This is a genomic window from Spirosoma litoris (genome assembly GCF_054776755.1).
The window spans coordinates 1-16,976 of record NZ_BAAHBI010000010.1 but is presented as its reverse complement, the minus strand read 5'-3'; the positions used below and the strand labels follow the sequence as shown (position 1 = coordinate 16,976).

Annotated in this window: 21 protein-coding genes; 7 read left to right on the top strand and 14 right to left on the bottom strand. The window is 52.3% G+C overall.

Annotated elements, in window-relative coordinates; translation table 11 throughout:
• Positions 1-5: 5 nt before the first annotated feature.
• The 8 genes from ACYVGR_RS06355 to ACYVGR_RS06320 all read right to left on the bottom strand — a co-directional run bounded on the left by ACYVGR_RS06355 (position 6) and on the right by ACYVGR_RS06320 (position 7,124).
• Entirely contained in the window at positions 6-902 is an 897-nt protein-coding gene (locus ACYVGR_RS06355; RefSeq protein WP_460954709.1) for a helix-turn-helix domain-containing protein, read from the bottom strand.
• Positions 903-988: 86 nt separating this feature from the next.
• A complete protein-coding gene (locus ACYVGR_RS06350; RefSeq protein WP_460954707.1) occupies positions 989-1,534 on the bottom strand; it encodes a carboxymuconolactone decarboxylase family protein in 546 nt (181 codons plus the stop codon).
• Between the two features lie 106 nt (positions 1,535-1,640).
• Positions 1,641-2,270 carry a pyridoxamine 5'-phosphate oxidase family protein gene (locus tag ACYVGR_RS06345; protein ID WP_460954705.1) on the bottom strand — a complete coding sequence of 210 codons (630 nt, stop codon included), beginning with the start codon at positions 2,268-2,270 and terminating at the stop codon, positions 1,641-1,643.
• Between the two features lie 59 nt (positions 2,271-2,329).
• Positions 2,330-2,476, bottom strand: coding sequence for a hypothetical protein (locus ACYVGR_RS06340; protein WP_460954703.1), 147 nt, complete (start codon positions 2,474-2,476; stop codon positions 2,330-2,332).
• A gap of 19 nt (positions 2,477-2,495) precedes the next feature.
• A complete protein-coding gene (locus ACYVGR_RS06335) occupies positions 2,496-3,056 on the bottom strand; it encodes a TetR/AcrR family transcriptional regulator (protein ID WP_460954701.1) in 561 nt (186 codons plus the stop codon).
• Positions 3,057-3,347: 291 nt separating this feature from the next.
• On the bottom strand, positions 3,348-4,832 hold the full coding sequence (locus ACYVGR_RS06330) for a sigma-54-dependent transcriptional regulator (RefSeq protein ID WP_460954699.1): 1,485 nt from the start codon (positions 4,830-4,832) through the stop codon (positions 3,348-3,350).
• Complete coding sequence (locus tag ACYVGR_RS06325; RefSeq protein ID WP_460954697.1) at positions 4,829-6,709, bottom strand: ATP-binding protein; 1,881 nt, start codon at positions 6,707-6,709, stop codon at positions 4,829-4,831. The genes ACYVGR_RS06330 and ACYVGR_RS06325 overlap by 4 nt, the downstream gene beginning before the upstream one ends.
• Before the next feature lie 289 nt (positions 6,710-6,998).
• Complete coding sequence (locus ACYVGR_RS06320; RefSeq protein ID WP_460954695.1) at positions 6,999-7,124, bottom strand: hypothetical protein; 126 nt, start codon at positions 7,122-7,124, stop codon at positions 6,999-7,001.
• A 259-nt stretch (positions 7,125-7,383) separates the two neighbouring features.
• Between ACYVGR_RS06320 and ACYVGR_RS06315 the strand changes: the two genes are divergently transcribed.
• From ACYVGR_RS06315 to ACYVGR_RS06290, 6 genes are all read left to right on the top strand, one after another.
• Complete coding sequence (locus ACYVGR_RS06315) at positions 7,384-7,884, top strand: YHS domain-containing (seleno)protein (RefSeq protein WP_460954693.1); 501 nt, start codon at positions 7,384-7,386, stop codon at positions 7,882-7,884.
• 21 nt (positions 7,885-7,905) lie between these two features.
• Positions 7,906-8,331 (top strand): DoxX family protein, encoded by a 426-nt coding sequence (locus tag ACYVGR_RS06310; protein WP_460954691.1) that lies wholly within the window; start codon positions 7,906-7,908, stop codon positions 8,329-8,331.
• Between the two features lie 67 nt (positions 8,332-8,398).
• Entirely contained in the window at positions 8,399-8,899 is a 501-nt protein-coding gene (locus tag ACYVGR_RS06305; protein ID WP_460954689.1) for a DinB family protein, read from the top strand.
• A gap of 23 nt (positions 8,900-8,922) precedes the next feature.
• The gene (locus ACYVGR_RS06300) at positions 8,923-9,558 is read left to right on the top strand and encodes a LysE family translocator (protein ID WP_460954687.1); all 636 of its coding nucleotides are present in this window, start codon (positions 8,923-8,925) and stop codon (positions 9,556-9,558) included.
• Between the two features lie 44 nt (positions 9,559-9,602).
• Positions 9,603-10,049: a YHS domain-containing (seleno)protein gene (locus ACYVGR_RS06295; protein ID WP_460954685.1), complete on the top strand. Its 447-nt coding sequence runs from the start codon at positions 9,603-9,605 to the stop codon at positions 10,047-10,049.
• Between the two features lie 4 nt (positions 10,050-10,053).
• Positions 10,054-10,974, top strand: a complete 921-nt coding sequence (locus ACYVGR_RS06290; protein WP_460954683.1) for a hypothetical protein — start codon at positions 10,054-10,056, stop codon at positions 10,972-10,974.
• Positions 10,975-11,239: 265 nt separating this feature from the next.
• Here ACYVGR_RS06290 and ACYVGR_RS06285 read toward each other — a convergent pair whose 3' ends face one another.
• Genes ACYVGR_RS06285 through ACYVGR_RS06260 form a run of 6 tightly spaced genes read right to left on the bottom strand, consistent with a single transcriptional unit; the run spans position 11,240 to position 15,874 of the window.
• Positions 11,240-12,040, bottom strand: coding sequence for a hypothetical protein (locus ACYVGR_RS06285; protein WP_460954681.1), 801 nt, complete (start codon positions 12,038-12,040; stop codon positions 11,240-11,242).
• Between the two features lie 59 nt (positions 12,041-12,099).
• A complete protein-coding gene (gene msrA, locus ACYVGR_RS06280) occupies positions 12,100-12,756 on the bottom strand; it encodes a peptide-methionine (S)-S-oxide reductase MsrA (protein WP_460954679.1) in 657 nt (218 codons plus the stop codon).
• A gap of 12 nt (positions 12,757-12,768) precedes the next feature.
• Positions 12,769-13,254, bottom strand: coding sequence for a peptide-methionine (R)-S-oxide reductase MsrB (gene msrB, locus ACYVGR_RS06275; RefSeq protein WP_460954677.1), 486 nt, complete (start codon positions 13,252-13,254; stop codon positions 12,769-12,771).
• Positions 13,255-13,271: 17 nt separating this feature from the next.
• The gene (locus tag ACYVGR_RS06270) at positions 13,272-13,979 is read right to left on the bottom strand and encodes a phosphopantothenoylcysteine decarboxylase domain-containing protein (protein WP_460954675.1); all 708 of its coding nucleotides are present in this window, start codon (positions 13,977-13,979) and stop codon (positions 13,272-13,274) included.
• Between the two features lie 10 nt (positions 13,980-13,989).
• The gene (locus tag ACYVGR_RS06265; protein WP_460954673.1) at positions 13,990-15,102 is read right to left on the bottom strand and encodes a hypothetical protein; all 1,113 of its coding nucleotides are present in this window, start codon (positions 15,100-15,102) and stop codon (positions 13,990-13,992) included.
• Positions 15,089-15,874 (bottom strand): NRDE family protein, encoded by a 786-nt coding sequence (locus ACYVGR_RS06260; RefSeq protein ID WP_460954671.1) that lies wholly within the window; start codon positions 15,872-15,874, stop codon positions 15,089-15,091. Before ACYVGR_RS06260 ends, ACYVGR_RS06265 begins: the two co-directional genes overlap by 14 nt.
• Positions 15,875-16,352: 478 nt before the next feature.
• Between ACYVGR_RS06260 and ACYVGR_RS06255 the strand changes: the two genes are divergently transcribed.
• A partial coding sequence (locus ACYVGR_RS06255; protein ID WP_460954669.1) for a ligand-binding sensor domain-containing protein occupies positions 16,353-16,976 on the top strand: 624 nt, incomplete at its 3' end.

The window sequence follows — 16,976 nt, the reverse complement described above, 5'->3', positions numbered from 1 at the left end:
CGGACTTAGTTAGCTTCCTCTACGTTCCTCATCCGTTGTAGTTGTTCCTTAAACTCGAAAGGCGGCACGCCCACCTGTTTTTTGAAAAACCGACTGAAATTCGACACGTCCTCGAAGCCCAGTTCGTAGCTAATCTCTTTGGCCGATTTGTCGGTGAATGATAGCAGCCGCCGGGCTTCCAGCGCGATGCGTTCGTGGATGATTTGCAGCGGGCTTTCCCGCTCATGCAGGGCAAATACGTTGGTCAGCGTCTTGGGCGATTTGGCCAGTTTATCAGCGTAAAAACTGACCTGGTGCTGCTGGCGGTAATTTTGCTCAACCAGCATCCGGTATTGTCGGGTAAGTTCCAGCCCCGAAGTGGGCATGGTTTGTTCTACGTACTGAGCTTTCGTCAGCCGGGTTAGGGTAATAATCAGGCGTTTGAGCAGCATCCTAAGCATTTCACCCTGAATCGTATCGCGGGTAGCGAATTCGTCTTTGAATACAACCAGCAAGGCCATCAGCTTTACCTGATCTTCGGCGGACAGGCGAAGAAACAAGGGGTCAGGCCGACCATAAAAGAGCAAACCGGAGCAGGAAACTTCTTTGTCGTGGTCGATGATGCAATAAAACTCGCGGTCGAACTGCCAGGCAACCACGGTGTCGGCCCGCTCAAAACGGAACGTCTGGTTGACGACCAGAGGCAGCACCGTCTGGGTCGGAAATACGTACTCCAGCCCGTCGATGGTAACGGTCTGGTCGGTTCCGGTATTCCAGGCGACGGTCAATAAACGCTGCTGACGGCCCGTCTGCACCTGATTAGCCCGAATCGTCTCATCGAAAAACTGGCGGTAAAAGCCCGCTTCGTGCTCAACGAGCCGGATGGTTCCGTCGGTCGTGGGTTCGTGGTAGATGGCGAGCATAAATTAGTTATTGGGAAATAGTCATTGGTCATTGGGAACGGCTGACGCTTCCAATGACCAATGACCGCAAAGCTAAATGATCTAAACTACGCAGCCGTTTCTTCGAGCTTGGCAGCCAGGGGCCAGTCGATTGCTACGCCGGTCAGGTTGTGTAGGTAATTGGCGGCAATTTTCTCGCTTACCTGCAAGATCAGATCGACCAAATTGCCCTTGTCGTAACCGGCTGCGTAGAAAGCCTCCAGGTTCTGGGGCGATGCGTAGCCTTTGTGTTCGGTAATATCTTTCGCCAGAACAACCAGCGCATTCAGTTTCGGATTGGTGCTATGACCCGCCCGGATGTTCAACGTTTCTTCTTGCGAAATACCGTTCATTTTGCCGATGGCAGTGTGGGCACTCTGGCAATACCGGCAACCATTCACTTCGCTGACAACCAGATTGACGGCTTCTTTTTCTTTGTTGGACAGCGACGTTTTAGCGCCCTGGAAGGCTAAATAGCGGGGCAGCGCATTGTCGGAGTGTCCGAAGGTGGCGAATAGATTGGGTACGAAACCGGCCATTTTTTGCAGGCTATCGAAAGCCGTTTGCGTAGCGGGCGATACTTGATCGCGGGTTGGAACGGTGAATTGTGACATGATCGTCGTTGGTTTGTTATGTGCTTAATTGACACAACAAAGGTCGTTGGTGCAGTCCCAACCGGAAATAGCAATACTCCCCATCGTATTGTCAATTTTGCCCGAACTACTCAACTTCACCTTCCCCAACGGCCTTCTTTAATTGGAGTAATTCAGCTTCCAACTGCGCTATGTAGGCGCGTTGCGGGGCGAGGGCTTCGTTGATTTGATCAGTGGTGTAGCGGGGGGTGATGTGTTGCGGGCAATTCCAATCGAAAGCCTCCACGTGCAGGAGCATGATGCGTTCGGGACGATGTTTGTAGTTGGTGGGGTCTAAACGAGCCAGCAGGTCGGGCCGGTCGGTGAGTTCGACAAGCTCAGCCGTGGCGTATAGTTTCAGCCGGGCCTGACGGGCGTAATCCATCAGAAACAAGGAGACTTTCGGATGAGTCAGGATGTTACCCGCCGAAACGTACTGCCGATTGCCGCTGAAGTCTACGAATCCTAGCGTCATGGGATCGATAACGACCAGAAATCCTTTCGGGCCGCCCCGGTGCTGGATATAAGGGAATCCGTTTTCCCCCATAGAGGCCAAATAAAAGCTGTCGCGGTCGGCGATAAAATCGGCTTCGGTCTCGGTTAGGCCATGAAACTGACTTTTCTCCTCGACGCGGGCATAGGTTGACCGGCTGCCGTATCGCTCCTGTAAAGCTTTGGCTGCGTCCGAAAAAGCCAGTGATGCATAATTGCGTGCCATTGTTGTATGGTAGTAAGCCCCTTCATTGGGGTGTAAAGCCAACGGACGGGCGGTTCATGTTACGTTTCGTCCGTGTCGTTTGGCTTTCCTTGCACTGGTGTAAGGGCTTCCGTGAGTCGATTCAGTACATCTTCATCCCACATTGTATCGCCACACTCTTCGCGAACGAAGGGGGTTTCGTCGTCAACCGTGTTATCCGTGTTCATCTGATTTTAGTAGAAAAAATTATAAAATTTGGTCCACAACCGTTCGTGCTTTTTGGATGGGTTCGAGACTATTGTAAAGTTGACTCATTAATAAAGCGCCCTCAAACAACAGCGCCAGTTCATCAGCAAGACCGGGTCGGGCATCCGTCAGCAAATCGGCAAAGACCTGCCCCATTCGCATCTTGTGGTCCCGAATCAACCGGTGCGTTTCCGAATCGCCTGGTCCAATTTCAACCAGCGCATTCTGGAAATTGCAGCCCCGGAAATCCACGGTTACTGAGAAATCACGAATCAGATCAAATAGGCCCAGTATCTTTTCTTTCACCGAAATTGGTTGGTCGACAATAGTCTGCACCTGCTCGAACCACGCTCGGCTGGTCTGTTCGAGATAAGCCTTCAGAACATCTTCTTTCGTGCGAAAATGCTGGTACAGACTGGCTTTAGCTACGCCGGCTTCCGCAATTAACTGATTGATGCCCGTTGAGTTAAATCCCCGCTGATGAAACAGCCGGGCCGCCGTGTTGATAATGCGCTGCCGAACTGCCGACAATTCAGGTTGTGTGTCCAATTTTACGTTCATCTATTCAAATACCATACAGACAAGTCTGTCTGAATAATTAATGAACCTGTCTATCCAGTAAATAGTTTCAATCGCTGCCATTTTTGGTAAAAGCATCCTTTTATTAGAGTCGATGAGGACCGAACCCTTGCTCAATGCCGGACAGGTCAGTCAGGAAATTTCGTTCGTCAATAAGGGATCATTTCGTACATATATTCTTAAAGACAACTGCGAGGTACATACGCAATTTTCGTACGATGGCTGTTATTGCGCCGAAGTAGCCTACGCGGTTTATTTAAGCGTGCTTCCATTCTACGGCCTGCTAATGCCCAGCTTTTTCATGCGTGAATCCAGCGTAGTGGGAATCATGTCGAGGATTTTGGCGGCTCCGTTCCTACCGCTTACTTTCCAGCGGGTGTGCTCCAGTACGCTGATGATGTGGTTGCGTTCGCAGGTTTCCATGGTCACCAGTCCGGTCGGTTTCAGGGGTAAACTTCTCCGACGCGACCAGTCGCCGAGTTCCAGCTTCCGACCGGGCGAGAGGATGAGCGCCCGTTGAATGACGTTTTCCAGTTCGCGGATGTTGCCCGGCCAGTTGTAATCTGTCAGGGCATCCACTACGTCAGGTGGTATGGTGTCGATGGTTTTGCCGATGCCGGGGCCGTGTTTGGTGCAGAAATGCCGCACCAGCAGCGGAATGTCGTCTTTGCGTTCGCGCAGGGGTAAGCTCATAATCGGGAATACATTGAGCCGGTAATATAAATCTTCGCGGAAACGGCCTTCGACCACTTCTTTTTCCAGGTCGCGGTTGGTGGCGGCAATGACCCGCACGGTCACCTTCAGGGTTTTACTACCGCCTACGCGCTCGAACTCGCCTTCCTGCAACACCCGCAGGAGTTTGGGTTGCAGTTCAATGGGCATTTCCCCGATTTCGTCCAGGAAAATCGTGCCGCCGTCGGCCAGTTCAAACCGGCCGATTTTCTGGGTCGTAGCGCCCGTAAACGCACCTTTCTCGTGACCGAACAATTCGCTTTCGATCAGGGTGGCGGGCAGGGCGGCACAGTTGATTTTCACCAACGGCCGGTTCTTGCGATTGCTTCGGTTGTGCACGGCCCGCGCCAGCAGTTCCTTCCCCGTTCCCGACTCGCCCAGAATCAGCACGGTCGTGTTCGTGGGAGCAACCTGCTCAACCTGCCGCAGCACCCGACCGAAGGCTTTGCTCTGGCTGACGATCTCTTCGAAGTTGCTGGTTTGCCGGATTTCTTCGCGCAGGTACGTATTTTCGGCTTGCAGGCGATTTTTTAACTGCTCGACTTCGGCCAGCGCTTTCGCCAGTGATTCGGTTCGTTCGGCCACGCGCTGTTCGAGGTGGGCGTTGGTTTCTTCCAGTTCGCGCTGGAGCTTTCGGAGTTCGAGGTGCGTGTTAATGCGCGAGATGACCTCCTGCAACTGAAACGGTTTGGTGATGTAATCGACCGCGCCCATGTTGAAGCCGTTCACCTTGTCGATGGTTTCGGATAAGGCCGTCATAAACAACACCGGAATCGGGCGCAGGGTGTCGATCTGTTTTAATCGGCGGCAGGTCTCGAATCCGTCCATGCCGGGCATCATCACATCGAGCAGTATCAGGTCGGGTTGGGCTAATTTAGCCTGTTCAATGGCGCTTTTGCCGTCGCGGGCGACCAGGACTTTATAATCAAAGCGGGTCAGCGTTTCGAACAGTACGCTGATGTTATTGGGCATGTCATCCACTAACAGGATCGTGCGCCCGGCCCCGGATTCGTAAGTAGGATTCATTGAGCTTCCAGACTGTGTTTCAGGTACTTTTTCAAATTGAGGGTATCGAACGCTTCGGCAGACTGACGAACCTGGTCAATAAAAGAAGCGTAAGCTGGATTGGTGTTTTCCAGTTTGGTCAGAAGCGAGAGCACCCCGCCAATGTCGCCCATCTCGGCAAGTCGATACAATTGTTGACGGGCTTGAACAGGCGGTTGTTCGGTAGGTAACGGCTCGGTAGCAATCGGCATGGTCAGTGTTGGCGCGGCTACCGTTTGCGCCAAAACAGGCAGTTGCAGCAACAGCCGGAACTGCGTACCCTGCCCAGGTTCACTCGCTACTTTCAAATCCCCACCCATTAACTCAACCAACTGGTCAGTGATGGACAGCCCTAGCCCGGTGCCCTCGACAAATTCGCCCGGCTCCCGGACCTGTCCGAACGGTTGGAAAATATCCATCACCTGTTCACTCGCAATGCCTACGCCCGTATCATTCACCACAAACCGAAACGTGTCACTCTCCGGAATCCGATCAACCGTCAGGCTCACCTGGCCCGTCTTGGTGAATTTAACCGCGTTTCCCAGCAAGTTGAGGAGCACCTGACGGAGTTTACGTTCGTCGCCCGCTACCCATTCGGGTAAGTCGGCGCTTAGTTGCATGTCGAAGGTTAGCCCCTTTTGCTCGGTTCGCGCCCGCATCAGGCTCGTTAGATTTTGCAGGAGTTGAGGCAGGTGTAGGGGCTCGGCCTGAACGTCCATCCGCCGGGCCTCAATCTTAGCTAAATCCAGTACGTCGTTGATGAGCGATAACAAATCTTCGGCGCAGGTGTGAATCACCTCCACGCCCTTCCGTAAGCCGTTGGTCAGTCGCTCATCCTGCCGAAACAGTTGGGTATAGCCAAGAATCCCATTCAGCGGAGTGCGGAGTTCGTGGCTCATCGTGGCCAGAAATTCGCTTTTGGCGCGGTTTGCCGATTCCGCTTCTTCCTTTGCGCGGGCTAGCTCAACGGTGCGGGCTTCGACGGTTTCCTCCAGGTGTTGCTGGATCTGCAACAGTTTTTCTTCTGCCACTTTGCGGCCAATCTCGGCACCCGACCGGGCCGCCAGCACCCGCAAAATGCCCACGTACTTATGGTGATTGGTCATAGGTCGGGAGTCGCAGATAGCCAGGTGCCCGATCACTTCCCCGGCCTTGTCGTGAATCGGAACCCCTAAATACGAGGCCACGCCCGCTTCCTGGCTGAAGTTCTGCGATACATCGCTGGGTGCGTAAAAGTCGCGGTCATGCATGACGATGTTGCAGGGGGTACCGGCCAGGTCGTACTCGATGTTTTCCAACAGGGCGTCGTTCTGGCCAAATGCCAGGGTTCGGACGCGGGTTTTTTCTACGTTGGTGCACTCCGTCACCAGCGCATACTGCACGTTCAGCGTGGTGGTCAGTTGCTGCACCAGCGACTGGAAAAAATCAATGCCGATATCGGTCGCGGTATTTTCCGAAATACGACGCAGGGTTTCATCTAGTTGCGAACGCTCGGTAATGTCGCGCACGAAACTACAGAGATAATCTTCGCCGTCGAGCCGCACGAAATTCAAACTCGTTTCGGTTAGCAGGGTGCTCCCGTCCCGACGGATTTGAGGTAGGTCGAGCGTCAGGGTTTGGTCCTGGCGAACTTGTTCCCACAAACGGTCGTAGGCATCGGTGTCGTAACCAGCGTGCAGCTTACTGAAGTGAGTGCCTACCAATGTAGTATCCAAATAGCCCAACTGCTGGGCCGCAATTGGATTGGCCCGACTCACTCGCCCTTGCCTGTCGAACAGAAGAATTGGTTCCAGCGCCTGCTCAATCGTGGAGTGGGACAGGCGCAATATTTTTTCAGGTGTATCGGTAGAAACTGACATAGCGTTGAAGCGATGAACACAGCTTGACCTTCCTGAGCAAGCGTACGTATCAACTGACAAATTTAACGCCAATCAGCCTAGGTAGTCAGGCATTGGCCCTACAGCCTGCCAGGAAGGTTTTCAGGGCATAAACAGTCTATAAAACGGCAAGCAAACTTACGAAATATCGTAACTATTCCCGAAATATCGGAAGCAATGGGTTAATCAGTAGCTCCTTAGAAAAACTCGCCAAAGTTGAAAAAGAATCCATTCGAGCCGTTCAGTCCGATGCCGTAATCAATGGCCAGGCTTATTGCATCGCTACCGAATTAGCCTGACGATTGGTCGGGGCAAAAAGTAACAATCCTGCGAAAAAAAAGCCGATGATGACGATAGCATTGGCTAACAGAATGGCTGGACTTAATTGAACCTGCATGGCTAGTGATTGTACAGACGATTGCCTACGTGAATTCTTTATTTCGTGATTCTTCCGAAATATCGTAAATGCTACATGGACATTCACCCGTTCTGGCACGCAATGATACGGGTGAAAAAGGCCTTTCCACGCTTGCAGGGCCCTTTTGGACGATTGCTACCCTAATTGGAACGGGTTTTGGAAATCGTATTGGCACGGGGTCGTCATCAAACCGACGCCCGCTTCAAACAAACCAACGCTTCGGCAATCGGACAAATCCATGAAAACGCTCATCACATTCCTTCTCGTCGCCTTCGCGCTAAGCTTTAGTGCTCTCGCCCAATCGAATCCCCGCCGGTCCGCCGACGCGGTGGACTCGCCGTCGATTCGCAAACAGCAGTTTAACCTTGACAACGGCTTAGCCATTCAGGGCTACGATCCTGTGGCCTACTTCACGCAACATAAGGCCGTGAAAGGCTCAGCCGCCAACACCTACACCTACAAGAACGCCACCTACCGCTTCGCTACCCCCGCCGACCGGGACGCTTTTCAGAAAGATCCCGAAAAATACGAACCCCAGTACGGTGGCTGGTGCGCCTATGCGATGGGGGCAACGGGCGAAAAAGTTGAAATCGATCCCGAAACGTTCAAAATCATCGACGGCAAGCTCTATTTGTTCTATCACAGCTTCATCAACAACACGCTAACAAAGTGGAACAAAGACGAGCCGAATCTGCACAAGAAAGCCGATGCAAGCTGGTCGAAATTCATTCAATCATAACCTAAAACGCCCTCATCAACCATGAATACCTTAACAACTTATGTGCTCTGGGCGGCCCGGCTCGTAGCCGCCATTATCCTTCTGCAAACGCTGTATTTCAAGTTTGGGGCGCAGGCCGAATCGGTCTATATCTTCTCCAAACTCGGCGTTGAACCCTGGGGCCGCATTGGTTCGGGCATCGTCGAACTGATTGCGTCTATCCTGATTCTGATTCCCCGCACCAGCTGGATCGGGGCTGGTTTGGGGTTGGGCGTCATGGCCGGAGCTGTGCTCTCCCACCTGACCATTCTGGGTATCGACGTGCTGGGCGACGGCGGTTATCTGTTCTTTCTGGCGCTGGTCGTAGCCCTGAGCTGTGCCCTCATTCTTTGGCTGACCCGGATGCAGTGGTTGCCTTTCTTAAAGAGCGAAAGAATGAATGAGCGAAAGAGTGAAAAGGCATTTTAGCCGTACATTCCTCGCTCTTTCACTCCCCCACTCTTTCATTCTTTCGCTCTTTCACTCATTAAATAAGATGTCTCTCAAGCTCGCTAATACCGATATTTTGCTGCAACTGGTCGAGGTGATCGATCAGATGACCAACACCGATTATGCCCGTCCGGTAGCAGTTCTTTCGGGGAACACCGTTGGCAAGCACGTTCGCCACATACTGGAGTTTTACGAGTTGCTGGTGAATAGTACGCAAACCGGCCAGTTGAATTACGACCGTCGCCAGCGCGACCTTCGTCTGGAAACCGACACCGACGAAGCCATCCAGCGCATTGACTCGCTCGACCGCGCCATTCACCGGCTTGATTTGAATCAGCCCCTTCAACTGGAAGCTGACCTGTCAACGAGCGGTGATGCATCGGTACAGATTCCATCATCATTTGCGCGGGAATTGCACCACAACATCGAACACGCCATTCACCACATGGCCCTGATTCAGGTTGCTATCCGGGATTCGTTTCCGTTCGTGGAACTGCCCGCGCATTTCGGTGTCGCCTACTCGACCGTACAGTATCAGGCCCATTGAACGACTCGTAATTCACAGACGTCATGCTTTTCTTATTCGTCATCGTCAGTACCATTAGTTTTCTGGGATCGGTGCATCCGGGTTCGGTCAATCTGGCGGTCGTGCAGACGACGCTCAGTCAAAACAGACGGGCCGGTATCTGGCTCGCGCTGGGCGGAAGTTTACCCGAAATCGTTTATAGCAGTCTGGCCGTCAGTGGGTTGATGTTACTGCCGCAGCAAAGCGCCTGGACGAACTGGCTATCGTATCTGCCCATTCCGATACTGCTGGGCGCTGGCCTGGCCGCTTTCCGACAAAAGCCCGTTTTGATGGGGCAATCGGTTACGGGAGGTAGTGCGCCCTTCTGGAAAGGGATTACGCTAGCTAGTGTGAACCCGCAGCTATTGCCCTTTTGGTCAGCGGTGTGGCTTTATCTGAGTCATGCCATGATAGGCGGGCGGATGTTGGTATCCACCGACCAAACCGGTAGTCAGTGGGTGTTTGCTGGGGCAACGGCAGTTGGTGCGTTTGCGCTGTTAGTGGGCGTCGCCTGGCTGACGGATTACCAGCGGGAGCGCGTTGTCCGGTACCTGAGCAGTTCGTGGATTAACCGACTAACGGGGATGGCGTTTATTGGCATGGCCGTTTGGCAGATAGCTCAAATTCTGATCACTCGCTGAAAAGTGACGTTACACAAACCAATCACAATCAATCTGTTACTTCAATGAAAACGACTATTTTATCCGCTTTATTCGTTACTTTCCTGTCCGTAGCAACCTCGTTTGCTCAGCATACCAACGTGTTCAGTGTTGACGGAAAAGCCATCCGGGGCTATGACCCCGTCGCGTACTTCACCGATGGGCAGGCCGTGAAAGGCGACTCAACACTGACCTATGCTTATGAGGGCACAACCTGGCAGTTTGCAAGCAAAGAACATCTGGATGCCTTTAAAACAGACCTGATGAAATACATGCCGCAATACGGCGGCTATTGCGCATACGGAACCGCCGACGGTCACAAAGCCCCCACGCAACCCGATGCATGGACCATCGACAATGGCAAGCTGTACCTAAACTACAACACGAAAGTACGTACGAAGTGGAACACAGATCGCCCCGGCTACATCGAAAAAGCCGACCAGAACTGGCCGAAACTGAAAGACACCCAATAAAATCATGACTATTTTCAAACCACTTTATCTGGGTGTCATTGTACTCCTGGCGACCCGGCTATCAGTTGCCGCACAAGGGTGTAGCGACGCTGGTTTCTGCACCATTGGTGCGCTGAAACAACACGCCCTTGCCGACCAGACCAAGCAGAAAATTACCCTGCTGGTGCCGGTTGGTCTGGGCGATCAAAGCGTGCTGGTCCTAACGCCCGGTATTCAGTATGACCGTCAACTATCGGCTCGCTGGGCTGTTCAGGGTAAGCTAACGGCAAATTACGCCAGTGGTGACCTGGGCCATGCTGGCGGTCTGGGCGATGTTTTTCTGTCGGGGACCTACTCATTCCCAACCAAAAGCGCCTGGATGACTGCCCTGACGCTGGGCACGAAACTACCCCTGAGTAACAGCAACCTAAAGGCCGGAAGTCAGCCGCTGCCGATGCAGTACCAGAGCAGTCTCGGTACGGTGGATGCGATAGTGGGGTTGTCGATGAACAGCACGCGTTGGCAGTTTTCGGCGGGCTGGCAACAGCCGCTGACGGGGGCTAACGCCAACACCTTTATGCCCGACGCCGATAACCGCAAGGAAGCGCTGGCGTATCCGCCCTCCAACCAGTTTACCCGCAAAGCCGACGTGCTGGCCCGAACGGCTTACATGCTTGTCGCTAAAAACAAAGTGACCATCAACGCTGGACTATTGGGCATTTATCACCTGGGTACGGATACTTATACGGACTTGTCCGGGCGTTCCCGCGCCATCGCCGGCTCGGACGGGCTGACCCTCAACGCGACGTTGGCGGGCTGGTGGAATGTGTCATCCCGGATGCGACTGGGGTTTACGGGCGGAGTTCCGCTCATTGTGCGGGAAGTTCGGCCCGATGGGTTGACTCGCAGCGTAGTTTTTGCGCCGGAGATTAGCTGGAATTTCTAAGGTTGACGGGACGTTTTTCTGAACGGTTTTGATAGCTGATTTATGAGAAGTTCAGTCAATGATGATAAAAGTCCTTTTTGTGAACGATCATAACTGAACTAGTTTATGTGAATCACCTCCTATACGTTACATCTTAAAGGTGTTTAAGGCGAACGAACTACCTACGATTTTGGGCTTCGCTGAAGGTTAACAGCGGCTTGATTTAATCGGCAACTGGAAGATAGCGTAACGCTACCTAGTTCATCTGTTTTACCTTTTTGTTCGTTTACAATTGATCGTTGAGCCACTGGTAACTTTCCTCAAAGAAGGAGCGCACCTGATCCGAATCTGTCACGTCGGTGATCGATAGCAAAGCGCCCTGCCATTCAGCCGTTTGCCGCCATTTTCCTTTAGAGAAAGATGTTGGCCCCGAAAAATCAAGCGGTTGCTGCTGGTTATACCCCGATAGGTAAAAATAGGGCGCGTCGTTCAAGGCATCCGCGATGGCATACCCCGCCCAGATAGCTGCCCGTTCCTGCCCGTTGTTGCCTAACCGGGAATAATAAACGCCCGTATCGAAGTGGTGCGGCCAGACGCGAACGTCACTCATTTCGCCACTCCAGGCGTTCAATGCGTCCAAGGCCTGATTCGCCAGAGTTCGACCCCGCTGCCAGTCGACCATACCGCTCCCGTATGCGTAAGGGGTATCCGGGGCTACCGGCGGGTAATCGAGCTTATAATTCAGAGGTTTATCAACCGAAAAACCCCAGGCTTGCATCCGTGCCTTCCACCAGTTCTCCGCATCAATGGGTGTTCTGCCTTCGAGCGGAAAAGCAGCCAGAAGTTGGCTTTCTTCATCGATAAACTGCAACGTAAAGGAATTCGTATCAATCACCAGTTGAGCGGATTGCTCATGCAACGGAAAGGCACGTCCTTCCAGCCGAAGTTGGGTGTTGTTCCAGGCCATATTGGTCTGGCTATCGTCGGGTAAGGCGGGCAAGGTTTGCATAGCGGTCTGGGCAATCAGTTGCGCCAGACTATGCAGGATTTTGTCCGTTTGATTCAGGTCGCTGATGGTGTCGCTCATGGTTATACGGAGTAAAAATAGAATGGGCAGCGATTCTATGCGGACCGCTGCCCATCGGGTTAGATACCGCCTTCCTGTTTTAATTTGCCCCGCATGGCCTGCCGCAATTTGGCCACTTTGGGCAAGGATACGTGCTGGATGTAGGGCTGATTGGGGTGCAACTGACAATAGTTCTGGTGGTAGTTTTCGGCTGGATAAAACGCCTTGAAGGGCACCACTTCTGTCACCACCGGACCGGCGTAGTGCTTCGACGCGTTGACTTCCTTGATAGCCGCTGAAATCTCCGCTTTTTCAGCGGGTGTTCGGTAGAAAGCTACCGACCGGTAATCACGGCCTACGTCGGGGCCTTGTCGATTAAGCGTCGTGGGGTCATGACCGGCGAAGAAAGCGGTCAGCAAGTGCGAATAGCTGATTACGTTCGGGTCGTAATACACCTGTACGGCTTCTGCATGCCCCGTTTCGTCGGTTCCCACTTCGGGATAAGTCGGATTTTTGGTGAACCCGCCCGAATAGCCGGAGATCACCTCCCGGACGCCTTTGAGTTGTTGGAATCCTTCCTCCTGAGCCCAGAAGCAACCACCTGCGAAGGTGGCCACAGCCTCACCGGGTTTTAGAGTGGGTAAGGTTGCGGGCGTTTTATCGGGCGTTTGTGCCCATACTATACTGGCTGTCAGCAGACTCGCCAGGAGCCAGGGAATTGTTTTTACCGAGAACATACGCTTATTGGATTATGGTTTTTTGACAAATTCCAGCGCGATACCATTCATGCAGTACCGTAGGCCGGTTGGCTTGGGGCCGTCGTTGAAAACGTGGCCTAAATGGGCATCGCAGACCGCGCACTGCACTTCCGTTCGGACCATGCCGTGGCTAGTATCGGTAATGTCTTTGAGGACATTTTTGCTGATCGGTGCGTAGAAGCTAGGCCAGCCCGTACCCGATTCAAACTTGGTATCGGAACTGAACAGGGGCTCATGACAACTCACGCAACGATACACGCCGTGCTCATGATTCTCGACAAGCGGGCTGGTGTAGGGCCGCTCAGTACCGGCCTGACGGGTAATGGCAAACTGACTGGGCGTCAGCGTTTTCTTCCACTCGGCTTCGGTCTTCTCTACGCGACGGGGTGGTTTGCCTCCGTCGACCACGGGTGTAGTCAGGGGCGATGCGAACGAACACAGGCCAATAAAGGCCATCAACAACATGAATCGATTCATACAACAATTGGTTAATGTTAAACATACTGAAAAACAGGCAAATAAGCCATAGCCGCCTGCACAATGTCGCGGGCAACGGCCTGTTTGGATTTGAGCGCATACGAATGAACCGCCCCCGACCGATGCAGCATCGTAACCTGATTGGTATCATGCGCAAACCCGGCCCCTTTATCCCGGAGTGAGTTCAGCACAATTATATCCAGGTTTTTGCGGGTAAGCTTGCCTAGGGCATTGGCCAGTTCATTGTCGGTTTCCAGCGCAAAACCGATTAACACCTGCCCATCCTGTTTTTGTTGTCCCAGACGAGCCGCAATGTCCACGGTTTTGACCAGCTCAATCGTAAACGTATCTTCACGTTTCTTGATCTTTCGATCTGCCACTATTTTGGGCGTGTAATCGGCCACCGCAGCCGCCAGAATGGTCAGTCCCGACGTCGGGAAATACCGTTGACAGGCTTCGTACATCTGAGCCGCCGACTGCACCCGCACCAGCGTGATGGCCGGATGAATGGGCGTCAGATGCGTTGGGCCACTCACGAGCGTCACCCGTGCACCGCGTCGGGCTAGTTCATCGGCGAGGGCGTACCCCATCTTACCGGTCGAGTGGTTGCTGATGTAACGCACAGGATCAAGAGCCTCATGCGTTGGGCCGGCCGTAATCAGAACATGGAGGCCCGTTAAGGAATCAGTTTCTTCCAAAAGCATATTGAGCGTTGCGTAAGCCATATAGATTAAGTTAATAGGTCGAATTTTTCTTTACTGCGTTCGTCTGTTTCCAAAGCTGACGGGCTTCGGCCAGACGCATGTAGGGCACCCCACGGCGGTGATTTTCGCGGCTGATGTCGTACAAAACCCGCCAGTGATGAAACAGTACCTGGTAGGCTTCCCGAATGGAAAAGCCGGGGTGATAAATATGAGCAGGCTCGGCTCCGGCGCCGTTCAGCTCCATAATCTGGATGTGCTTGCCAGCATATAAATCCGTGACCGAACGACACCGCAAATCGTAGCGGCCATAGTAAAACCCGTCGATAGACTGACTAATGCGGTCGAAAACTTCGGTCAGTTGGGGCGTAATGAGGTGGTTCGCGTTGAGGAATTTGGTGCCTTTGCTGTGGTTGCCGATGGGCACCAGCGTGATAACCTCACCGACCGGCGGAATCTCGTGAAATCGTGATCCGTACTTTTCGTACAGGGCGGGCAATTGCAACACCGCCCGTTCATTCTGCATGATCAGTTCCTCAACGCAGTTACGCCCATTGCCCCGAATGGTCAAAAATTCCTTCTGAACAATGGATGAGATCATACCCGACTTCTGGCCGGGCATCCGGTAATAAAACACACCCAGTTCCAACGGTTCATCGACGTATTGCTGAATCAGAAAGTCGCCGGGCCGGTGCTGTGCGTAGTTAACCAGGTGCTCCCAATGATCAATTTTTTCGACCCGCCAGCCGCGTTCGCCCACGTTTGGCTTGGCAATGACCGGATACGTTAGCCCTTGCCCATCAACCTGCTCCAAAATAGAGTCGATGGGCATATCGGTAGAAATAAAGAGCGTTTTGGGTTTGAACTCATCGGCAATGGCATCCAGAATTTTCCCCTTCGATTCGCCCCACAAGCCGCCTGTTTCGATGCCCGGATTGGAGGCTGAAAAGAAGAAAAACGAACGGGCTTTGAGCGACAACCAGAGGTAATAGAAAAAGATGGGCAGGTACACGACTTCAAACGGCCAGTATTCCCAATGCCGCAGCCGAATCCAGAACGGGTGACTCAACCGCAGTGCAGGTACGTATTGTTTGACGGATTCCCAAAACGAGCTGGATTTGGCTAAAGACGGGTTAAGCGATTGCATAAGCAGGCTGGGTTAGATGTTGTTCGGTGGATTGCTGTTGGATAAAATCGTAGTACCGCATCGTAACGGTTTCGTCCTCGTGAATGATGCTGGTCAGGCTAAGCGTCATCAGCCCGTTATTGCGGTTCATCCGAATGGCATTGTAGTTGTCGCCATCACCCGCATAGCGATGAAAATGACGAATCTGCTCAACCGTTGGCTGCGGATGTTGATAGAGCCAATCATGAAACCAGCCTTCTCGCTTTTCAATAATGTCGGGCGCATACAGCGTTGCCGATGACCAGATGTGAGGCCGGTCAGGATCTTTGTCGTTGATGAACAGCCGCCGACCCGTCCAGCGCACTTCGATCAGGCGGCTGGCCGGCGATCCGGCGGCCAGCGTTCCGGTCATTTGCGCCAGTAGCAGCGTAAACGGTTCAAGGCCCGTAGGGTCGTAGCGTTCCAGGAATTCGTCGATGGTATCGTAATCAAACACGTGGAGCGGCACTAGCCCCCGACTGTGCTTCGGTTGGCCGCTGCCATAGGGAGGCATCGGCTGATGCGCTTTGAACCCGCCGTTGAGCAGGCAAACGGTCGTGAAGGCCGACGTAGCAATCCAGGTGCCGCCCCCTTGTGGGTCTTTCGGATAAACCAGTGGACGGCATTCCGCATCCTGGTCGTAGTGGAAATAGGTTTTGGGCAAAAGTGCAGTGGGTCGGATAGTCTGCTCATCCCGGCTGTGGGTCAGGATAAACCCGCCGTCGGGCCGGGGAAGAAAAGTGGCTGTGCACATGGTTGACGTTATCTGCTTATACCACAAGATTGGCAAAGCCCGTACCAGATAGCACCAACCCACAATTGCCTATATATCAATTAATTACACTAAATTGCATTCATGTTGTGACGTATCTCTTTTACGATATTTCGTAAGATTTTCGTCAATTCGTAGACTGATGATCTGACTAATAGTCAATTCGTCATCACCGCTTTGCGGCATGATTATTCTTTTTACGCTAGAAGACGGATATATTCTGATCCCGTCGGCTCGTGGTCAACGGTCGCATTTTAACAACAGTACCCCTCGTATGCCCTATGTGCGCCTTTATGGTCTTGTATGGTCTTGACCGCTGTGGGGATTCGATTTTTCAACAGGATTTAGCGATGTTGCCGATTGCTTACAAATGGAGTATCCGATGGGGTTTGCTGCTGTTCGGGTAGGTTTGCGGCCCACCGCTGTGGTTGAAAGCGATTGGTACTAAAAAGAAGAAACAATGAAATATGCACTCATTTATGCCTTGTTGGGAATGGCTGTTTTTTATACCTCCTGTGGACAAAACCAAACAAACGTATCAAAAGATCGTATCAAGTCTGAAACCACAGACACACTCACTTCTACCATTTGGGATATCAAGCAAGATAGAAAGGGTAATATTTGGTTTGCAGCGAGCGATGGTGTTTTTCGATACGATGGAAAATCGTTCACCAAAATCACAGGTAAACTGATCTCAAAGCCTTTTTGGTCCGTTTTAGAAGATAGAAAAGGAAATTTTTGGTTCGGTACGTCTGGCTCAGGTGTTTATTATTACGATGGAAAATCCTTTCAACATTTTACCACAAGAGAGGGACTTGTTAATAATTCTGTTATGCCTATTTATGAAGACAAAGCCGGCATTATTTGGCTTGGCACGGGAGGTGGAGTAAGCCGCTATGATGGTAAATCATTTCAAAATTTTACAACTTCGGATGGACTGACCAATCATGATGTTCACGCTATTGTTGAGGACAAAACAGGCAAAATTTGGTTTGGAACACGAGGTGCTATCTCCATTTATGATGGAAGCTGTTTAAACTTTCCGTTTTCGATTGATTTTTCGCAGGAAAATGACCGAGAATGC